The sequence below is a fragment of the Enterobacter cloacae complex sp. SHL018 genome, from assembly GCF_049237905.1.
GTDB classification, from domain to species: Bacteria; Pseudomonadota; Gammaproteobacteria; order Enterobacterales; family Enterobacteriaceae; genus Enterobacter; species Enterobacter hormaechei_C.
This window is the reverse complement of the sequence record NZ_JBMKJE010000001.1, coordinates 426,759-441,182: the sequence shown is the minus strand read 5'-3', so window position 1 is coordinate 441,182 and position 14,424 is coordinate 426,759. Positions and strand designations below refer to the sequence as shown.

The following is a 14,424-nucleotide window of genomic DNA, read 5'->3' as shown; positions in this document are numbered from 1 at the left end:
CGGGGCGGTCGCTTTTTTTAACCGGGGGTCGATATGTACGCTTTAACCCACGGTCGGATTTATACCGGCCATGAAATTCTGGATGACCATGCGATTGTAATCGCCAATGGCCTGATTGAACGTGTTTGCCCGCTGGCGGAACTGCCGCCGGAGATCGAACAGCGTTCCCTCAATGGAGCAGTAATCTCCCCCGGTTTCATCGACGTACAGCTCAACGGCTGCGGCGGTGTCCAGTTTAACGATACCGCAGAGGCGGTATCGGTTGAAACGCTGGAAATCATGCAAAAAGCCAACGAGAAATCGGGCTGCACCAGCTATCTGCCAACGCTGATCACCAGCAGCGATGACCTGATGAAACAGGGTATCCGCGTCATGCGCGAATACCTGGCAAAACATCCGAATCAGGCGCTGGGCCTGCACCTGGAAGGACCATGGCTGAATATGGTCAAGAAAGGCACCCATAACCCAAACTACGTGCGCAAACCGGATGCCGAGCTGGTGGATTACATGTGCGCCAATGCCGATGTGATCACCAAAGTAACGCTGGCCCCGGAAATGACCGGCACGGAGGTCATCAGCAAACTGGCCGCCGCCGGGATTGTGGTGTCTGCGGGCCATTCGAACGCGACGCTGAAAGAGGCGAAGGCCGGTTTCCGCGCAGGCATTACGTTTGCCACACACCTTTATAACGCGATGCCCTATATTACTGGCCGCGAACCGGGACTGGTTGGCGCCATTCTGGATGAACCAGACGTCTACTGCGGCATTATCGCCGACGGCTTGCATGTCGATTACACCAACATCCGCAACGCCAAGCGTCTGAAAGGCGACAAGCTCTGCCTGGTAACGGATGCTACCGCTCCGGCAGGAGCGAATATTGAGCAGTTCATTTTTGCTGGTAAAACAATATACTACCGGAATGGACTGTGTGTTGATGAGAACGGCACGCTGAGCGGTTCTTCTCTGACGATGATCGAAGGGGTACGTAACCTCGTTGAACATTGCGGCATCGCGCTTGAGGAAGTGCTGCGCATGGCCACGCTTTATCCGGCGCGCGCCATTGGCGTCGATAAACAGCTCGGCGGTATTGCGCCAGGTATGGTTGCAAACCTGACGGCGTTCACACACGATTATAAAATTATTAAGACCATCGTTAATGGTAACGAGGTCGTCACTGAGTAAGTAAAAGTATGACACCAGGCGGACAAGCTCAAATCGGTAATGTCGATCTCGTTAAACAACTTAACAGCGCGGCGGTTTATCGCCTGATTGACCAGCACGGGCCAATCTCGCGCATTCAGATAGCCGAACAAAGCCAGCTTGCTCCCGCCAGCGTGACAAAAATTACACGTCAGCTCATTGAGCGCGGCCTGATCAAAGAAGTCGATCAGCAGGCCTCCACCGGGGGCCGCCGCGCGATTTCCATCGTCACGGAAACCCGCAATTTTCAGGCCATTGGCGTTCGCTTAGGACGTCATGACACCACGCTTACGCTCTACGATCTGAGCAGCAAGGCCATTGCCGAAGAACACTACCCCCTTCCTGAGCGCACGCAGGAGACGCTTGAACATGCGTTGCTGAATACCATTGCGCAGTTTATCGAAAGCTGTCAGCGCAAGATCCGTGAACTCATCGCCATCTCGGTGATTTTGCCCGGCCTGGTTGACCCGGAAAGCGGCGTTATTCGCTACATGCCGCATATTAAGGTAGAGAACTGGGGGCTGGTTGAGGCGCTGGAAAAGCGCTTCAAGCTGACCTGCTTTGTTGGTCACGATATTCGCTCGCTGGCGCTGGCGGAGCACTACTTTGGTGCGAGCCAGGACTGCGAAGACTCTATTCTGGTGCGCGTTCACCGTGGTACAGGTGCGGGCATCATCTCGAATGGCCGCATTTTTATTGGCCGTAACGGTAACGTAGGCGAGATTGGTCATATCCAGGTGGAACCGCTTGGCGAGCGCTGCCACTGCGGTAACTTTGGCTGTCTTGAAACCGTTGCCGCCAATGCCGCCATTGAACATCGCGTTCGCCATCTGCTGGAGCAGGGTTACCAGAGCCGCGTCACGCTGGACGATTGTAAGATCGGCGCCATCTGCAAAGCGGCAAACAAAGGCGATGCGCTGGCCTGCGAAGTGATCGAACAGGTAGGACGCCACCTGGGTAAGACCATCGCCATTGCCATCAACCTGTTTAATCCGCAGAAAGTGGTGATTGCCGGCGAGATCGTTGAAGCCGAAAAAGTGTTACTGCCCGCCATTGAAGGCTGCATCAATACCCAGGCGCTGAAGGCATTTCGCCAGAATTTGCCGGTGGTGCGATCTACGCTCGATCACCGCTCGGCAATTGGCGCATTCGCCCTGGTAAAACGTGCCATGCTCAACGGGATCCTGCTGCAACATTTGCTGGAATCCTGATCGGACCTTATAGTAACGCCTTCTTTTTTTGATGTCGGATTGTCCATGACCATTAAGAATGTAATTTGTGATATCGACGGCGTGCTGATGCACGACAACGTTGCCGTGCCGGGTGCTGCGGAGTTTCTTCACCGCATCATCGACAAAGGAATGCCACTGGTTCTTCTCACGAACTACCCTTCACAGACTGGTCAGGATCTGGCAAACCGCTTTGCTACCGCAGGCGTCAACGTCCCGGACAGCGTGTTCTATACCTCTGCGATGGCGACCGCGGATTTCCTGAAGCGTCAGGAAGGCAAAAAAGCCTATGTCGTTGGTGAAGGTGCGCTGATCCACGAGCTGTATAAAGCGGGCTTCACCATCACCGACGTGAACCCGGACTTTGTCATCGTGGGCGAAACGCGCTCCTTTAACTGGGAGATGATGCATAAGGCAGCCTACTTTGTCGCCAACGGTGCGCGTTTTATCGCCACCAACCCGGACACGCACGGTCGTGGTTTTTATCCCGCCTGCGGTGCGCTGTGCGCCGGTATCGAAAAAATCTCGGGTCGTAAGCCGTTTGTTGTCGGTAAACCGAGCCCGTGGATCATCCGCGCCGCACTGAATACGATGCAGGCACACTCAGAAGAAACCGTCATTGTGGGCGACAACCTGCGTACCGATATTCTGGCTGGCTTCCAGGCGGGGCTTGAAACCATCCTGGTGCTTTCTGGCGTTTCACAGCTTGATGACATTGATACGATGCCGTTCCGGCCAAGCTGGATTTACCCCTCTGTCGACGAAATCGACGTTATTTGATTCAGAACCACGCCTCAGGGCGTGGTTTTTCATTTCTGCTGTCTGAAAACATCACTTCATCTAACGAAATCAGCCCTTCATTGAGAAATCATCAATAGAATTGCTTAAGACATACTCTTTTTTTAAGATTCGGCAATCGCCATTGCACTTTTTACGTTTTCATCGGTAAAACGCTTGCGCCCCCTCCCCCTTTTGCGGCATTTTCATAAGCAAGCAACATCACAACGCAACAGGGTTAACGGAGAAGGTTATGTGTTCTATTTTTGGCGTACTGGATATTAAAACTGACGCGGGCGAACTGCGTAAAAAAGCACTCGAATTGTCCCGCCTGATGCGCCATCGCGGTCCGGACTGGTCAGGCGTATACGCCAGCGATAAAGCGATTCTGGCTCACGAACGTCTCTCCATTGTTGATGTCAACGCTGGCGCACAGCCGCTGTATAACGAGAAAAAAACGCACGCGCTGGCTGTTAACGGTGAAATTTACAACCATCAGGCGCTGCGCGCCGAGTACGGCGATCGCTACGCGTTTCAGACCGGCTCAGACTGCGAAGTGATCCTGGCGCTGTATCAGGAGAAAGGCCCGGAGTTCCTCGACGATCTGCAAGGTATGTTCGCCTTCGCCCTGTACGACAGCGAAAAAGACGCTTACCTGATTGGCCGCGACCATATTGGTATTATCCCGTTGTACATGGGACACGATGAGCACGGCAACTTCTACGTTGCCTCAGAGATGAAAGCCCTGGTGCCGGTGTGCCGCACCATCAAAGAGTTCCCGGCAGGTAGCTACCTGTGGAGTAAAGACGGCGAGATCCGCCCGTACTACCAGCGCGACTGGTTTGATTATGAGGCGGTGAAAGACAACGTGACGGACAAAGCCGAACTGCGTCAGGCCCTGGAAGAGTCAGTGAAAAGCCACCTGATGTCAGACGTACCTTACGGCGTACTGCTCTCCGGCGGTCTGGACTCCTCCGTGATCTCCGCGATCACCAAGAAATTCGCCGCACGTCGCGTGGAAGATCAGGAGCGATCTGAAGCCTGGTGGCCGCAGCTGCACTCCTTTGCCGTGGGTCTGGAAGGGGCACCTGACCTGAAAGCCGCCCAGGAAGTGGCAAATCATCTCGGCACGGTGCACCATGAAATTCACTTCACCGTACAGGAAGGTCTGGATGCGATCCGCGATGTGATCTATCACATTGAAACCTATGATGTGACCACCATTCGCGCCTCCACACCGATGTATTTGATGTCGCGGAAGATCAAAGCGATGGGCATCAAGATGGTGCTCTCCGGCGAGGGTTCTGACGAAGTGTTTGGCGGTTACCTCTATTTCCACAAAGCGCCAAACGCCAAAGAGCTGCATGAAGAAACGGTGCGTAAGCTACAGGCGCTGCACATGTTTGACTGCGCGCGCGCCAACAAAGCGATGTCCGCCTGGGGTGTGGAAGCCCGCGTGCCGTTCCTCGATAAGAAATTCCTTGATGTGGCGATGCGCATCAACCCGCAGGACAAAATGTGCGGCAACGGCAAAATGGAGAAACATATCCTGCGTGAATGTTTTGAATCCTACCTGCCGGCGAGCGTGGCGTGGCGTCAGAAAGAGCAGTTCTCGGATGGCGTGGGTTACAGCTGGATCGACACCCTGAAAGAGGTGGCGGCGAAACAGGTTTCTGATCAACAACTGGAAACTGCGAGCTTCCGTTTCCCGTACAACACGCCAGCCTCGAAAGAAGCGTATTTGTACCGTGAGATCTTTGAGGAGCTGTTCCCGGTTCCAAGCGCAGCAGAGTGCGTACCGGGTGGCCCATCGGTCGCCTGCTCTTCTGCTAAAGCCATTGAATGGGATGAATCATTCAAAGCGATGAACGATCCGTCAGGACGCGCGGTGGGCGTTCACCAGTCTGCCTATAAATAATGTTCAGAGTATCATCAGGCCCTCCAGGGCCTGATTTTTTTGCCTCTCTTTTCTCCGCATAAAATCGATTAATAACCAATAATTGTCGAATATTCGGCCTCGCTGTTCGCAACCTAACCAAACAGTCACATTCCGACTATTTTCATTGAAAAAGGTGTTGACGCTGCAAGGGTCTATACGCATAATGCGCCCCGCAACGCCGATAAGGTAACGCGAAAAAAAGATGGCTACGTAGCTCAGTTGGTTAGAGCACATCACTCATAATGATGGGGTCACAGGTTCGAATCCCGTCGTAGCCACCATCTTTTTTGCGGGAGTGGCGAAATTGGTAGACGCACCAGATTTAGGTTCTGGCGCCGCAAGGTGTGCGAGTTCAAGTCTCGCCTCCCGCACCATTCCCAGGTAAGCGTTGCACGGATGGGGTATCGCCAAGCGGTAAGGCACCGGTTTTTGATACCGGCATTCCCTGGTTCGAATCCAGGTACCCCAGCCATATTTCTTCGATTATGCGGTTCTCCGCGGTATTGGGGTATCGCCAAGCGGTAAGGCACCGGTTTTTGATACCGGCATTCCCTGGTTCGAATCCAGGTACCCCAGCCATCGAAGATTGCAGTACTGGCTACGTAGCTCAGTTGGTTAGAGCACATCACTCATAATGATGGGGTCACAGGTTCGAATCCCGTCGTAGCCACCATATTTATGTTATCGAATACGATTCGGTAAACTGAACATTGTTGGGGTATCGCCAAGCGGTAAGGCACCGGATTCTGATTCCGGCATTCCGAGGTTCGAATCCTCGTACCCCAGCCACTTTAAAGTCGTTAAGCAGTTTGTTTAACGCAATTGGGGTGTCGCCAAGCGGTAAGGCTCTGGTTTCTGATACCAGCATTCCGGGGTTCGAATCCCTGCACCCCAGCCACTTAAAACAAACAAGCCCGCTCTGCGGGCTTTTTTGTTTTTGTTGTTCAGAATAGTGCGGCCTGATGCCCTCTCCCACGGGGAGAGGGAATAAAGATCAGAGTCCGAGGGCGTATTTCAGGGCCTGACGCTTCAGCCCACCGGCGCGTTCCGCTGCCATCAATCCAATATTGCGCACTATACGCACCGGACCAACATCATTGCTGAACCCGGCATAGAACAGATCCATCCCCGACTGCATAATGAAGTTATCCGCCATACGGCGCGTCTGGTAGCGCTTCAGTACCTGATGGCTGGCCCAGGCTTCCGCGTGGGCGCGAGCGTTACCCAGCACATCCAGTAACGCATCGACGTCACGGTATCCCAGATTCACCCCCTGCCCCGCCAGCGGATGAATGGTGTGCGCCGCATCTCCCACCAGCACCAGTCCTTCACGGGCATACTGTAACGCATGGCGTCGCATCAGCGGGAATGCGCCGGCGGCAACCGGGGTCACGTTGCCCAGACGGCTCGGGAAGTGCTGGCGAATTTCGCGCTGCAACTGATCCATGGACAGCCCCTGCAACTGTCGAATGCGCGCCGGTTTGTCGTACCACACCAGCGAGGCCCAGTTATCAAACAGCGGCAAGAATGCATGCGGGCCGTTCGGCGTAAAATGCTGCCAGGTGCTTTCGCCCGGCGCGTTTTCTGACTGAACGGTGATCAGCATGCAGGACTGCTGGTACTGCCAGGCATGGATCCCAATGCCTGCCATCTGCCTGACCTGCGAGTTCGCGCCATCCGCCCCCACCACCAGCTTCACGGCCAGCTCATCGTCGTTGTCCAGCGTCAGGAGATACCCGCCCTCATGACGATGCAGGCCTTTCAGCGAGTCCGGAACGCGCAGCGTCACCTTCGGGTGCGCCTCCAGCGCCTGCCAGAGTGCCTGCTGGAGCACGTTGTTTTCCACCATATAGCCCAGGCGCGGCAGTTTCAGCTCGGCGGCATCAAACGACACGTGAGCATTTTCCCACTCCCAGGTTTCAAGACGGCTGTATGGGTGCGCGCGCATCGCCAGCACCGCCTCCCAGACGCCCAGCCCGCGAAGCAGATCAACAGAGGCCGCGCTGATGGCGGAAATACGCACGTCCGGTTGGCTGGCAGGATCGAATGCCGGCGGAGCCGCCTGTTCAATAACGGTTACGTCAAATCCCTGCTGCGCCAGCCCCAGCGCCAGTGCGCCGCCGACCATACCGCCGCCAACAACGGCAACTTCGGTGTTCAGGAGTGTCATGGTCACTATTCCTTATTGGAGAATACCTTAAGTTTACCGGATTTTTGCGACCCTGAGGTTGACAACCTTCATACTGGTCACAACCGCACCAAAGCATTACAATACGCGGCTTGCAATCCTGAGCTGAGCAAGTCGATGACTAAAAAACTCCATATAAAAACCTGGGGCTGTCAGATGAACGAATACGATTCATCGAAGATGGCCGATCTGCTGGATACCACCCACGGATACCAGCTGACTGAAAATGCGAAAGAAGCCGATGTGCTGCTGCTGAACACCTGTTCAATTCGTGAAAAAGCACAGGAAAAAGTCTTTCATGTGTTAGGCCGCTGGAAGCTTCTCAAACGGAAAAATCCGGACCTGATCATTGGCGTGGGTGGCTGCGTCGCATCGCAGGAAGGTAAGCTGATCCGCCAGAGAGCCCCCTATGTGGATATCGTTTTTGGCCCTCAGACCCTGCACCGCCTGCCAGAGATGATTAATCAGGTTCGCGGCAGCCGTAGCCCGGTGGTTGACGTGAGCTTCCCGGAGATCGAGAAATTTGACCGTCTGCCTGAGCCGCGCGCTGATGGCCCGACCGCCTTCGTCTCCATCATGGAAGGCTGCAACAAATACTGTACTTACTGCGTGGTGCCTTACACCCGCGGTGAAGAAGTGAGCCGCCCGGCAGACGATATTCTGTTTGAAATCGCGCAGCTTGCCGCGCAGGGCGTTCGTGAAGTGAACCTGCTGGGTCAGAACGTGAACGCCTGGCGCGGGGAAAACTACGACGGTACCACCGGCAGCTTTGCTGAACTGCTACGTCTGGTGGCGGCGATTGACGGCATCGACCGCATTCGCTTTACCACCAGCCATCCGATGGAATTTACCGACGACATTATTGACGTCTATCGCGATACGCCAGAGCTGGTGAGCTTCCTGCACCTGCCGATCCAGTGCGGTTCTGATCGCGTGCTGAACCTGATGGGTCGTCCACATACGGTGCTCGAGTATAAGTCCACCATCCGCAAGCTGCGTGAAGCGCGCCCGGATATCCAGATTAGCTCCGACTTTATCGTCGGCTTCCCTGGCGAAACCGCTGATGACTTTGAGCGCACCATGAAGCTCATCGGCGAGGTGAATTTCGACGTCAGCTACAGCTTTATCTTCTCTGCGCGCCCGGGCACCCCTGCGGCCGATATGGTTGACGATGTGCCGGAAGAAGAGAAAAAGCAGCGTCTGTATATTCTACAGGAGCGTATCAACCAGCAGGCCAACGCCTGGAGTCGTCGTATGCTCGGTACTGTCCAGCGTATTCTGGTGGAAGGCACCTCCCGTAAGAGCGTCATGGAACTGTCTGGTCGAACCGAAAATAACCGCGTGGTGAATTTTGAAGGCACCCCGGACATGATCGGTAAGTTTGTGGACGTCGAGATTGTCGAAGTACTCACGAACTCGCTGCGCGGGAAGGTGGTACGCACTGAGGACGAAATGGGTCTGCGTATTGCCGAGACGCCGGAATCCGTTATCTCTCGCACCCGCAAAGTCAACGACTCTGGCGTAGGTATTTACCAGCCTTGATCCTTCTGGCCTGCCTGTCCGGCAGGCCTTGTATTTCCTCTCATCACCCCCAATATCTACCGCAACGCTTGCGCCTTTATTCTGTGGCGTGAATAATTTCGGTAATGACCGTTTTATTACGCCGTGTGGCCACAGGTCAGTTAACCAATTAAAGAGGAACAGTTTGAACATAGATACGCGTGAAATTAGCCTTGAGCCCGCAGACAACGCTCGCCTGCTGAGCCTGTGCGGGCCGTTTGATGACAACATCAAACAACTGGAGCGACGTCTGGGTATCGAAATCAATCGTCGCGATAAGCATTTCAAACTCACCGGACGCCCAATCTGCGTCAACGCCGCGGCAGATATTCTCCGCAGCCTGTATGTTGATACCGCCCCGATGCGCGGAGAGATCCAGGATATTGAACCTGAACAGATCCACCTGGCCATTAAAGAGGCGCGCGTGCTTGAGCAGAGCGCGGAAAGCGTGCCGGACTATGGCAAAGCCATCAACATCAAAACTAAACGCGGCGTGATTAAGCCTCGTACCCCGAACCAGGCGCAGTACATCGCCAACATTCTCGACCACGACATCACCTTCGGCGTAGGCCCGGCGGGTACGGGTAAAACCTATCTGGCGGTTGCCGCTGCGGTTGATGCGCTCGAGCGTCAGGAGATCCGCCGTATCCTGCTGACCCGCCCTGCTGTTGAAGCCGGTGAAAAACTGGGCTTCTTGCCGGGTGATTTGAGTCAGAAAGTAGATCCCTACCTGCGTCCGCTGTATGACGCGCTGTTCGAAATGCTCGGCTTCGAGAAAGTTGAAAAGCTCATCGAGCGTAACGTGATTGAAGTTGCTCCGCTGGCCTACATGCGTGGCCGTACGCTTAACGACGCGTTCATCATTCTGGATGAGAGCCAGAACACCACCATCGAACAGATGAAGATGTTCCTGACGCGTATTGGCTTTAACTCGAAAGCGGTTATCACCGGTGACGTCACCCAGATTGACCTGCCGCGTAACACCAAATCGGGTCTGCGTCACGCCATCGAAGTCCTGGCCGAGGTAGAGGAAATCAGCTTTAACTTCTTCCACAGTGAAGACGTGGTACGCCATCCGGTCGTCGCGCGTATCGTTAACGCTTATGAGGCCTGGGAAGAGGCAGATCAGAAGCGCAGGGCCGAACTGGCCGCAGAACGTAAGCGCGAAGCGCAGGAGCATGAACAGAAATGAGTCAGGTGATCCTCGATTTACAGCTGGCCTGTGAAGATAATTCCGGCATGCCAGAAGAGGCACAGTTTCAGAAATGGCTGGATGCCGTTATCCCCCAGTTTCAGGAAGAATCAGAGGTCACGATTCGCCTGGTGGATGAAGCAGAAAGCCATGAGCTCAACCTGACCTACCGCGGGAAAGATAAGCCGACCAACGTGCTCTCTTTCCCGTTCGAAGCCCCTCCGGGCATTGAGATGCCGCTGCTGGGCGATCTGATCATCTGCCGTCAGGTGGTTGAGCAGGAAGCCAAAGAGCAGCAAAAGCCGCTGGAAGCGCACTGGGCACACATGGTGGTGCACGGTAGCCTGCATCTTCTGGGTTACGACCATATTGAAGATGACGAAGCGGAAGAGATGGAATCCCTCGAGACAGAGATAATGCTTGCTCTGGGCTATGAGGATCCGTACATTGCCGAGAAAGAATAGTCAGTCACTGACTACCATGCCGCCGCGCAGGGACATAGCGCGGCGGTTAACATTGAACTAACAAGAGAACCCTTAACAAACGCCATGAGCGACGACAATTCACACAGTAGCGACACGACAACCACTAAAAAGGGATTTTTCTCCCTCATTCTGAACCAGCTTTTCCACGGCGAACCGAAAAACCGTGATGAACTGCTGGAGCTGATTCGTGATTCCGGGCAGAACGACCTTATCGACGAAGATACGCGCGAAATGCTCGAAGGGGTGATGGACATCGCCGACCAGCGCGTCCGCGACATCATGATCCCCCGCTCGCAGATGATTACCCTGAAACGCAACCAGACGCTGGACGAGTGCCTCGATGTGATTATCGAATCGGCTCACTCACGTTTCCCGGTCATCAGCGAAGACAAAGATCACATTGAAGGGATTTTGATGGCGAAAGATCTGCTGCCGTTTATGCGCAGCGATGCCGAAGCCTTCAGTATGGAAAAGGTGTTACGCCCGGCCGTGGTTGTGCCGGAAAGTAAACGTGTGGATCGGATGCTGAAGGAGTTTCGCTCCCAGCGCTATCACATGGCGATTGTTATTGATGAATTTGGTGGCGTTTCCGGTCTGGTCACAATCGAAGACATCCTTGAGCTGATCGTGGGCGAAATCGAAGATGAGTATGACGAAGAAGAGGATATCGACTTCCGTCAGCTGAGCCGCCACACCTGGACCGTGCGCGCGCTGGCCTCCATTGAAGACTTCAACGATACCTTTGGCACCAGCTTCAGCGATGAAGAAGTGGACACCATTGGTGGTCTGGTGATGCAGGCCTTCGGCCATCTTCCGGCCCGCGGTGAAACCGTTGACATCGATGGTTACCAGTTCAAGGTCGCAATGGCTGACAGCCGACGTATTATTCAGGTTCACGTCAGAATGCCGGACGACTCACCGGTGCCAAAACTGGAAGATTAATGTAAATGGCATTTGCCCCACTCTTTGAACGCCAGCGCGTCCGTTTGCTGCTGGCGCTGTTACTCGGAGCCAGCGGTACGCTGGCTTTTTCTCCTTACGATATCTGGCCGGCCGCTATTCTCTCCCTGATGGGGCTACAGGGTCTTACCCTGAACCGTCGTCCGGTACAGGCCGCGGCCATTGGCTACTTCTGGGGGCTGGGGCTGTTCGGCTCTGGTATCAACTGGGTCTACGTCAGTATCGCGCAATTTGGCGGAATGCCGGGGCCGGTTAACGTCTTCCTGGTTGTGCTGCTCGCCGCCTATCTCTCACTCTACACCGGCCTGTTCGCGGGCATCCTGTCTCGCCTGTGGCCAAAAACGACCTGGCTGCGCGTGGCGATAGCGGCACCCGTTGTCTGGCAAATCACCGAATTTCTGCGCGGCTGGGTACTGACCGGCTTCCCGTGGTTGCAGTTCGGCTATAGCCAGGTAGACGGCCCGCTGAAAGGCCTGGCCCCGGTCATGGGCGTGGAGGCGATCAACTTCCTGCTCATGGCGGTCAGCGGCCTTCTGGTGCTGGCTCTGGTGACACGTAACTGGAAGCCGCTGGTTGCCGCGTTGATCCTGTTTGCCCTGCCCTTCCCGCTGCGTTATATCCAGTGGTTTACGCTGGAGCCCGCGCGCGCCACGCAGGTTTCTCTGGTACAGGGCGATATCCCGCAGTCCCTGAAATGGGATGAGAATCAGCTGCTGAACACGCTGAAAATCTACGCCAACGCCACTGAAAAGGTGATGGGCAAATCGCAGCTCATCATCTGGCCTGAGTCTGCGATCCCGGACCTGGAGATCAATCAGCAGCCCTTCCTGAAGATGATGGACGATCTGCTGCGCGCGCGCGGCAGTACGCTGATCACCGGAATTGTGGATGCGCGTCTCAATCAGCAGAACCGCTATGACACGTACAACACGATCATTACGCTCGGTAAGGACAGCGAATACAGCTATACCTCCACCAATCGCTACAACAAAAACCACCTTGTACCGTTTGGCGAATTTGTTCCGCTGGAGTCTATTCTGCGCCCACTGGCACCGTTCTTTGATTTGCCGATGTCCTCATTCAGCCGGGGCCCTTACGTTCAGCCGCAGCTGCATGCGCACGGTTTTGCCCTGACGGCCGCCATTTGCTACGAGATTATCCTCGGCGAGCAGGTGCGCGATAATTTCCGCCCGGACACCGACTATCTGCTGACCATCTCAAACGATGCGTGGTTCGGTAAATCGATTGGCCCGTGGCAGCACTTCCAGATGGCGCGAATGCGTTCTCTGGAGCTGGCGCGTCCGTTGCTGCGCAGCACCAATAACGGCATTACCGCCGTGATTGGTCCGCAGGGTGAAATCCAGGCCATGATCCCGCAATTTACCCGTGAGGTGCTGACTACTAACGTCACGCCAACTACCGGGCTTACGCCTTACGCGCGCACCGGGAACTGGCCGCTGTGGATTTTGACCTTGCTCTTCGGCTTTGGCGCAGTACTGATGAGCCTGCGTCAGCGTCGTAAATAACCTTACCTTCTGTTGCCGGGTGGCGGCTACGCCTTACCCGGCCTACTCTCCGCCGCCCCCACCCGACAATTTCCTCCCAAACTTCAATTCTGGCACGCCTGTTGCTTTGTTTATTCACATCAACGCTGTCTGGCTTAACGTGCAACTTTGTCGCACCAGCGTAGATCATCGGTAGCACCGAAACGGTGCAATGAGGGATTATTGCCTCTGAATGGTGCGGCGCGCTTCGCAAAAATAAACAATAACGCAGCAAAATCTTTACATTAAGCCAGACTAAATGTTAACAAGCTTGCATAACACTGCACTCGCATTGCGCGAGATATAACAACATCACAATGGGTATCTATGCGTCACTGGCGCTGATAAGAAAGGAGTTGGGTATGCAATTACGTAAACTGGCCACAGCAATGCTGGTTATGGGAATGTCTGCGGGGGTTGTCCACGCTGAAGACGCTCCGGCAGCAGGAAGCACTCTCGACAAGATTGCCAAAAACGGCGTGATCGTGGTCGGCCACCGTGAATCTTCTGTCCCGTTCTCTTACTACGACAACACGCAAAAAGTCGTGGGCTATTCACAGGATTACTCCAACGCCATCGTTGAAGCCGTGAAGAAAAAGCTGAACAAACCTGACCTGCAAGTGAAGCTGATCCCCATCACTTCACAGAACCGTATTCCTCTGCTGCAAAACGGCACATTTGATTTTGAATGTGGCTCAACCACCAACAACCTTGAACGTCAGAAACAGGCCGCTTTCTCGGACACCATCTTCGTTGTGGGCACCCGCCTGCTGACGAAGAAAGGCGGCGACATCAAAGATTTTGCTGACCTGAAAGGCAAAGCGGTTGTCGTGACCTCCGGTACCACGTCCGAAGTGCTGCTGCACAAGCTGAACGACGAGAAGAAAATGGACATGCGCATCATCAGCGCGAAAGACCATGGCGACTCCTTCCGTACCCTGGAAAGCGGCCGTGCTGTCGCGTTTATGATGGATGACGCCCTGCTGGCGGGCGAACGCGCGAAAGCGAAGAAACCAGACAACTGGGAAATCGTCGGTACCGCCCAGTCGAAAGAAGCCTACGGCTGTATGCTGCGTAAAGGTGACGAGGACTTCAAGAAACTGATCGATGACACCATCGCTCAGGCGCAAACCTCCGGCGAAGCGGCAAAATGGTTCGACAAATGGTTCAAGAACCCAATTCCACCAAAAAACCTGAACATGAACTTTGAACTGTCTGACGACATGAAAGCGCTGTTCAAATCACCAAACGACAAAGCTCTTAACTAATTAGAACGACAGGGGCGGGATCTCCTGCCCTCTCGATTGTCGGGAAGCATGGACAGACTATACGTTGAGTGGTCGTTCCCCA

General features: G+C 54.7%; 11 protein-coding genes and 7 tRNA genes. 17 read left to right on the top strand and 1 reads right to left on the bottom strand.

Annotated elements, in window-relative coordinates; all coding sequences use genetic code 11:
* Positions 1-33: 33 nt before the first annotated feature.
* The 11 genes from nagA to ACOTY5_RS02200 all read left to right on the top strand — a co-directional run bounded on the left by nagA (position 34) and on the right by ACOTY5_RS02200 (position 6,043).
* Complete coding sequence (nagA, locus tag ACOTY5_RS02250) at positions 34-1,182, top strand: N-acetylglucosamine-6-phosphate deacetylase (protein ID WP_017382458.1); 1,149 nt, start codon at positions 34-36, stop codon at positions 1,180-1,182.
* Positions 1,183-1,190: 8 nt separating this feature from the next.
* Entirely contained in the window at positions 1,191-2,411 is a 1,221-nt protein-coding gene (nagC, locus tag ACOTY5_RS02245) for a DNA-binding transcriptional regulator NagC (RefSeq protein ID WP_017694286.1), read from the top strand.
* Positions 2,412-2,456: 45 nt separating this feature from the next.
* Positions 2,457-3,209, top strand: coding sequence for a ribonucleotide monophosphatase NagD (gene nagD / locus ACOTY5_RS02240; protein WP_003858667.1), 753 nt, complete (start codon positions 2,457-2,459; stop codon positions 3,207-3,209).
* A gap of 250 nt (positions 3,210-3,459) precedes the next feature.
* On the top strand, positions 3,460-5,124 hold the full coding sequence (gene asnB / locus ACOTY5_RS02235) for an asparagine synthase B (RefSeq protein WP_015571128.1): 1,665 nt from the start codon (positions 3,460-3,462) through the stop codon (positions 5,122-5,124).
* A 225-nt stretch (positions 5,125-5,349) separates the two neighbouring features.
* Positions 5,350-5,426 (top strand) — tRNA-Met (locus ACOTY5_RS02230).
* 8 nt (positions 5,427-5,434) lie between these two features.
* Positions 5,435-5,519, top strand: a tRNA-Leu gene (locus tag ACOTY5_RS02225).
* 23 nt (positions 5,520-5,542) lie between these two features.
* Positions 5,543-5,617: transfer RNA gene (locus ACOTY5_RS02220), tRNA-Gln, on the top strand.
* Between the two features lie 32 nt (positions 5,618-5,649).
* Positions 5,650-5,724 (top strand) — tRNA-Gln (locus tag ACOTY5_RS02215).
* Between the two features lie 17 nt (positions 5,725-5,741).
* Positions 5,742-5,818, top strand: a tRNA-Met gene (locus ACOTY5_RS02210).
* A 41-nt stretch (positions 5,819-5,859) separates the two neighbouring features.
* Positions 5,860-5,934 (top strand) — tRNA-Gln (locus ACOTY5_RS02205).
* A gap of 34 nt (positions 5,935-5,968) precedes the next feature.
* Positions 5,969-6,043 (top strand) — tRNA-Gln (locus ACOTY5_RS02200).
* A gap of 96 nt (positions 6,044-6,139) precedes the next feature.
* On the opposite strand, the gene ubiF is transcribed toward ACOTY5_RS02200, so the two are convergent.
* A complete protein-coding gene (gene ubiF, locus ACOTY5_RS02195; RefSeq protein WP_003858670.1) occupies positions 6,140-7,315 on the bottom strand; it encodes a 3-demethoxyubiquinol 3-hydroxylase in 1,176 nt (391 codons plus the stop codon).
* Between the two features lie 135 nt (positions 7,316-7,450).
* Here ubiF and miaB point away from each other — a divergent pair, with 135 nt between their 5' ends.
* The 6 genes from miaB (at position 7,451) to ACOTY5_RS02165 (ending at position 14,342) form a co-directional block, all read left to right on the top strand.
* Complete coding sequence (gene miaB, locus ACOTY5_RS02190; protein ID WP_017382461.1) at positions 7,451-8,875, top strand: tRNA (N6-isopentenyl adenosine(37)-C2)-methylthiotransferase MiaB; 1,425 nt, start codon at positions 7,451-7,453, stop codon at positions 8,873-8,875.
* A 163-nt stretch (positions 8,876-9,038) separates the two neighbouring features.
* Positions 9,039-10,085, top strand: a complete 1,047-nt coding sequence (locus ACOTY5_RS02185) for a PhoH family protein (protein ID WP_421631826.1) — start codon at positions 9,039-9,041, stop codon at positions 10,083-10,085.
* Positions 10,082-10,549 carry an rRNA maturation RNase YbeY gene (gene ybeY, locus ACOTY5_RS02180; RefSeq protein ID WP_003858677.1) on the top strand — a complete coding sequence of 156 codons (468 nt, stop codon included), beginning with the start codon at positions 10,082-10,084 and terminating at the stop codon, positions 10,547-10,549. Before ACOTY5_RS02185 ends, ybeY begins: the two co-directional genes overlap by 4 nt.
* Before the next feature lie 84 nt (positions 10,550-10,633).
* Positions 10,634-11,512, top strand: coding sequence for a CNNM family magnesium/cobalt transport protein CorC (gene corC / locus ACOTY5_RS02175; protein WP_003858679.1), 879 nt, complete (start codon positions 10,634-10,636; stop codon positions 11,510-11,512).
* A gap of 5 nt (positions 11,513-11,517) precedes the next feature.
* On the top strand, positions 11,518-13,056 hold the full coding sequence (lnt, locus tag ACOTY5_RS02170) for an apolipoprotein N-acyltransferase (protein ID WP_017382463.1): 1,539 nt from the start codon (positions 11,518-11,520) through the stop codon (positions 13,054-13,056).
* A gap of 380 nt (positions 13,057-13,436) precedes the next feature.
* Positions 13,437-14,342: an amino acid ABC transporter substrate-binding protein gene (locus ACOTY5_RS02165; RefSeq protein WP_003858681.1), complete on the top strand. Its 906-nt coding sequence runs from the start codon at positions 13,437-13,439 to the stop codon at positions 14,340-14,342.
* The last annotated feature ends 82 nt before the right edge of the window (positions 14,343-14,424 follow it).

Excerpts from the sequence above, each read along its gene's own strand:
- corC (WP_003858679.1), top strand. The coding sequence starts at position 10,634 with ATGAGCGACGACAATTCACACAGTAGCGACACGACAACCACTAAAAAG.
- asnB (WP_015571128.1), top strand. The coding sequence starts at position 3,460 with ATGTGTTCTATTTTTGGCGTACTGGATATTAAAACTGACGCGGGCGAA.
- ACOTY5_RS02165 (WP_003858681.1), top strand. The coding sequence starts at position 13,437 with ATGCAATTACGTAAACTGGCCACAGCAATGCTGGTTATGGGAATGTCT.
- nagC (WP_017694286.1), top strand. The coding sequence starts at position 1,191 with ATGACACCAGGCGGACAAGCTCAAATCGGTAATGTCGATCTCGTTAAA.
- ubiF (WP_003858670.1), bottom strand. The coding sequence starts at position 7,315 with ATGACACTCCTGAACACCGAAGTTGCCGTTGTTGGCGGCGGTATGGTC.
- lnt (WP_017382463.1), top strand. The coding sequence starts at position 11,518 with ATGGCATTTGCCCCACTCTTTGAACGCCAGCGCGTCCGTTTGCTGCTG.
- ybeY (WP_003858677.1), top strand. The coding sequence starts at position 10,082 with ATGAGTCAGGTGATCCTCGATTTACAGCTGGCCTGTGAAGATAATTCC.
- nagD (WP_003858667.1), top strand. The coding sequence starts at position 2,457 with ATGACCATTAAGAATGTAATTTGTGATATCGACGGCGTGCTGATGCAC.
- nagA (WP_017382458.1), top strand. The coding sequence starts at position 34 with ATGTACGCTTTAACCCACGGTCGGATTTATACCGGCCATGAAATTCTG.
- miaB (WP_017382461.1), top strand. The coding sequence starts at position 7,451 with ATGACTAAAAAACTCCATATAAAAACCTGGGGCTGTCAGATGAACGAA.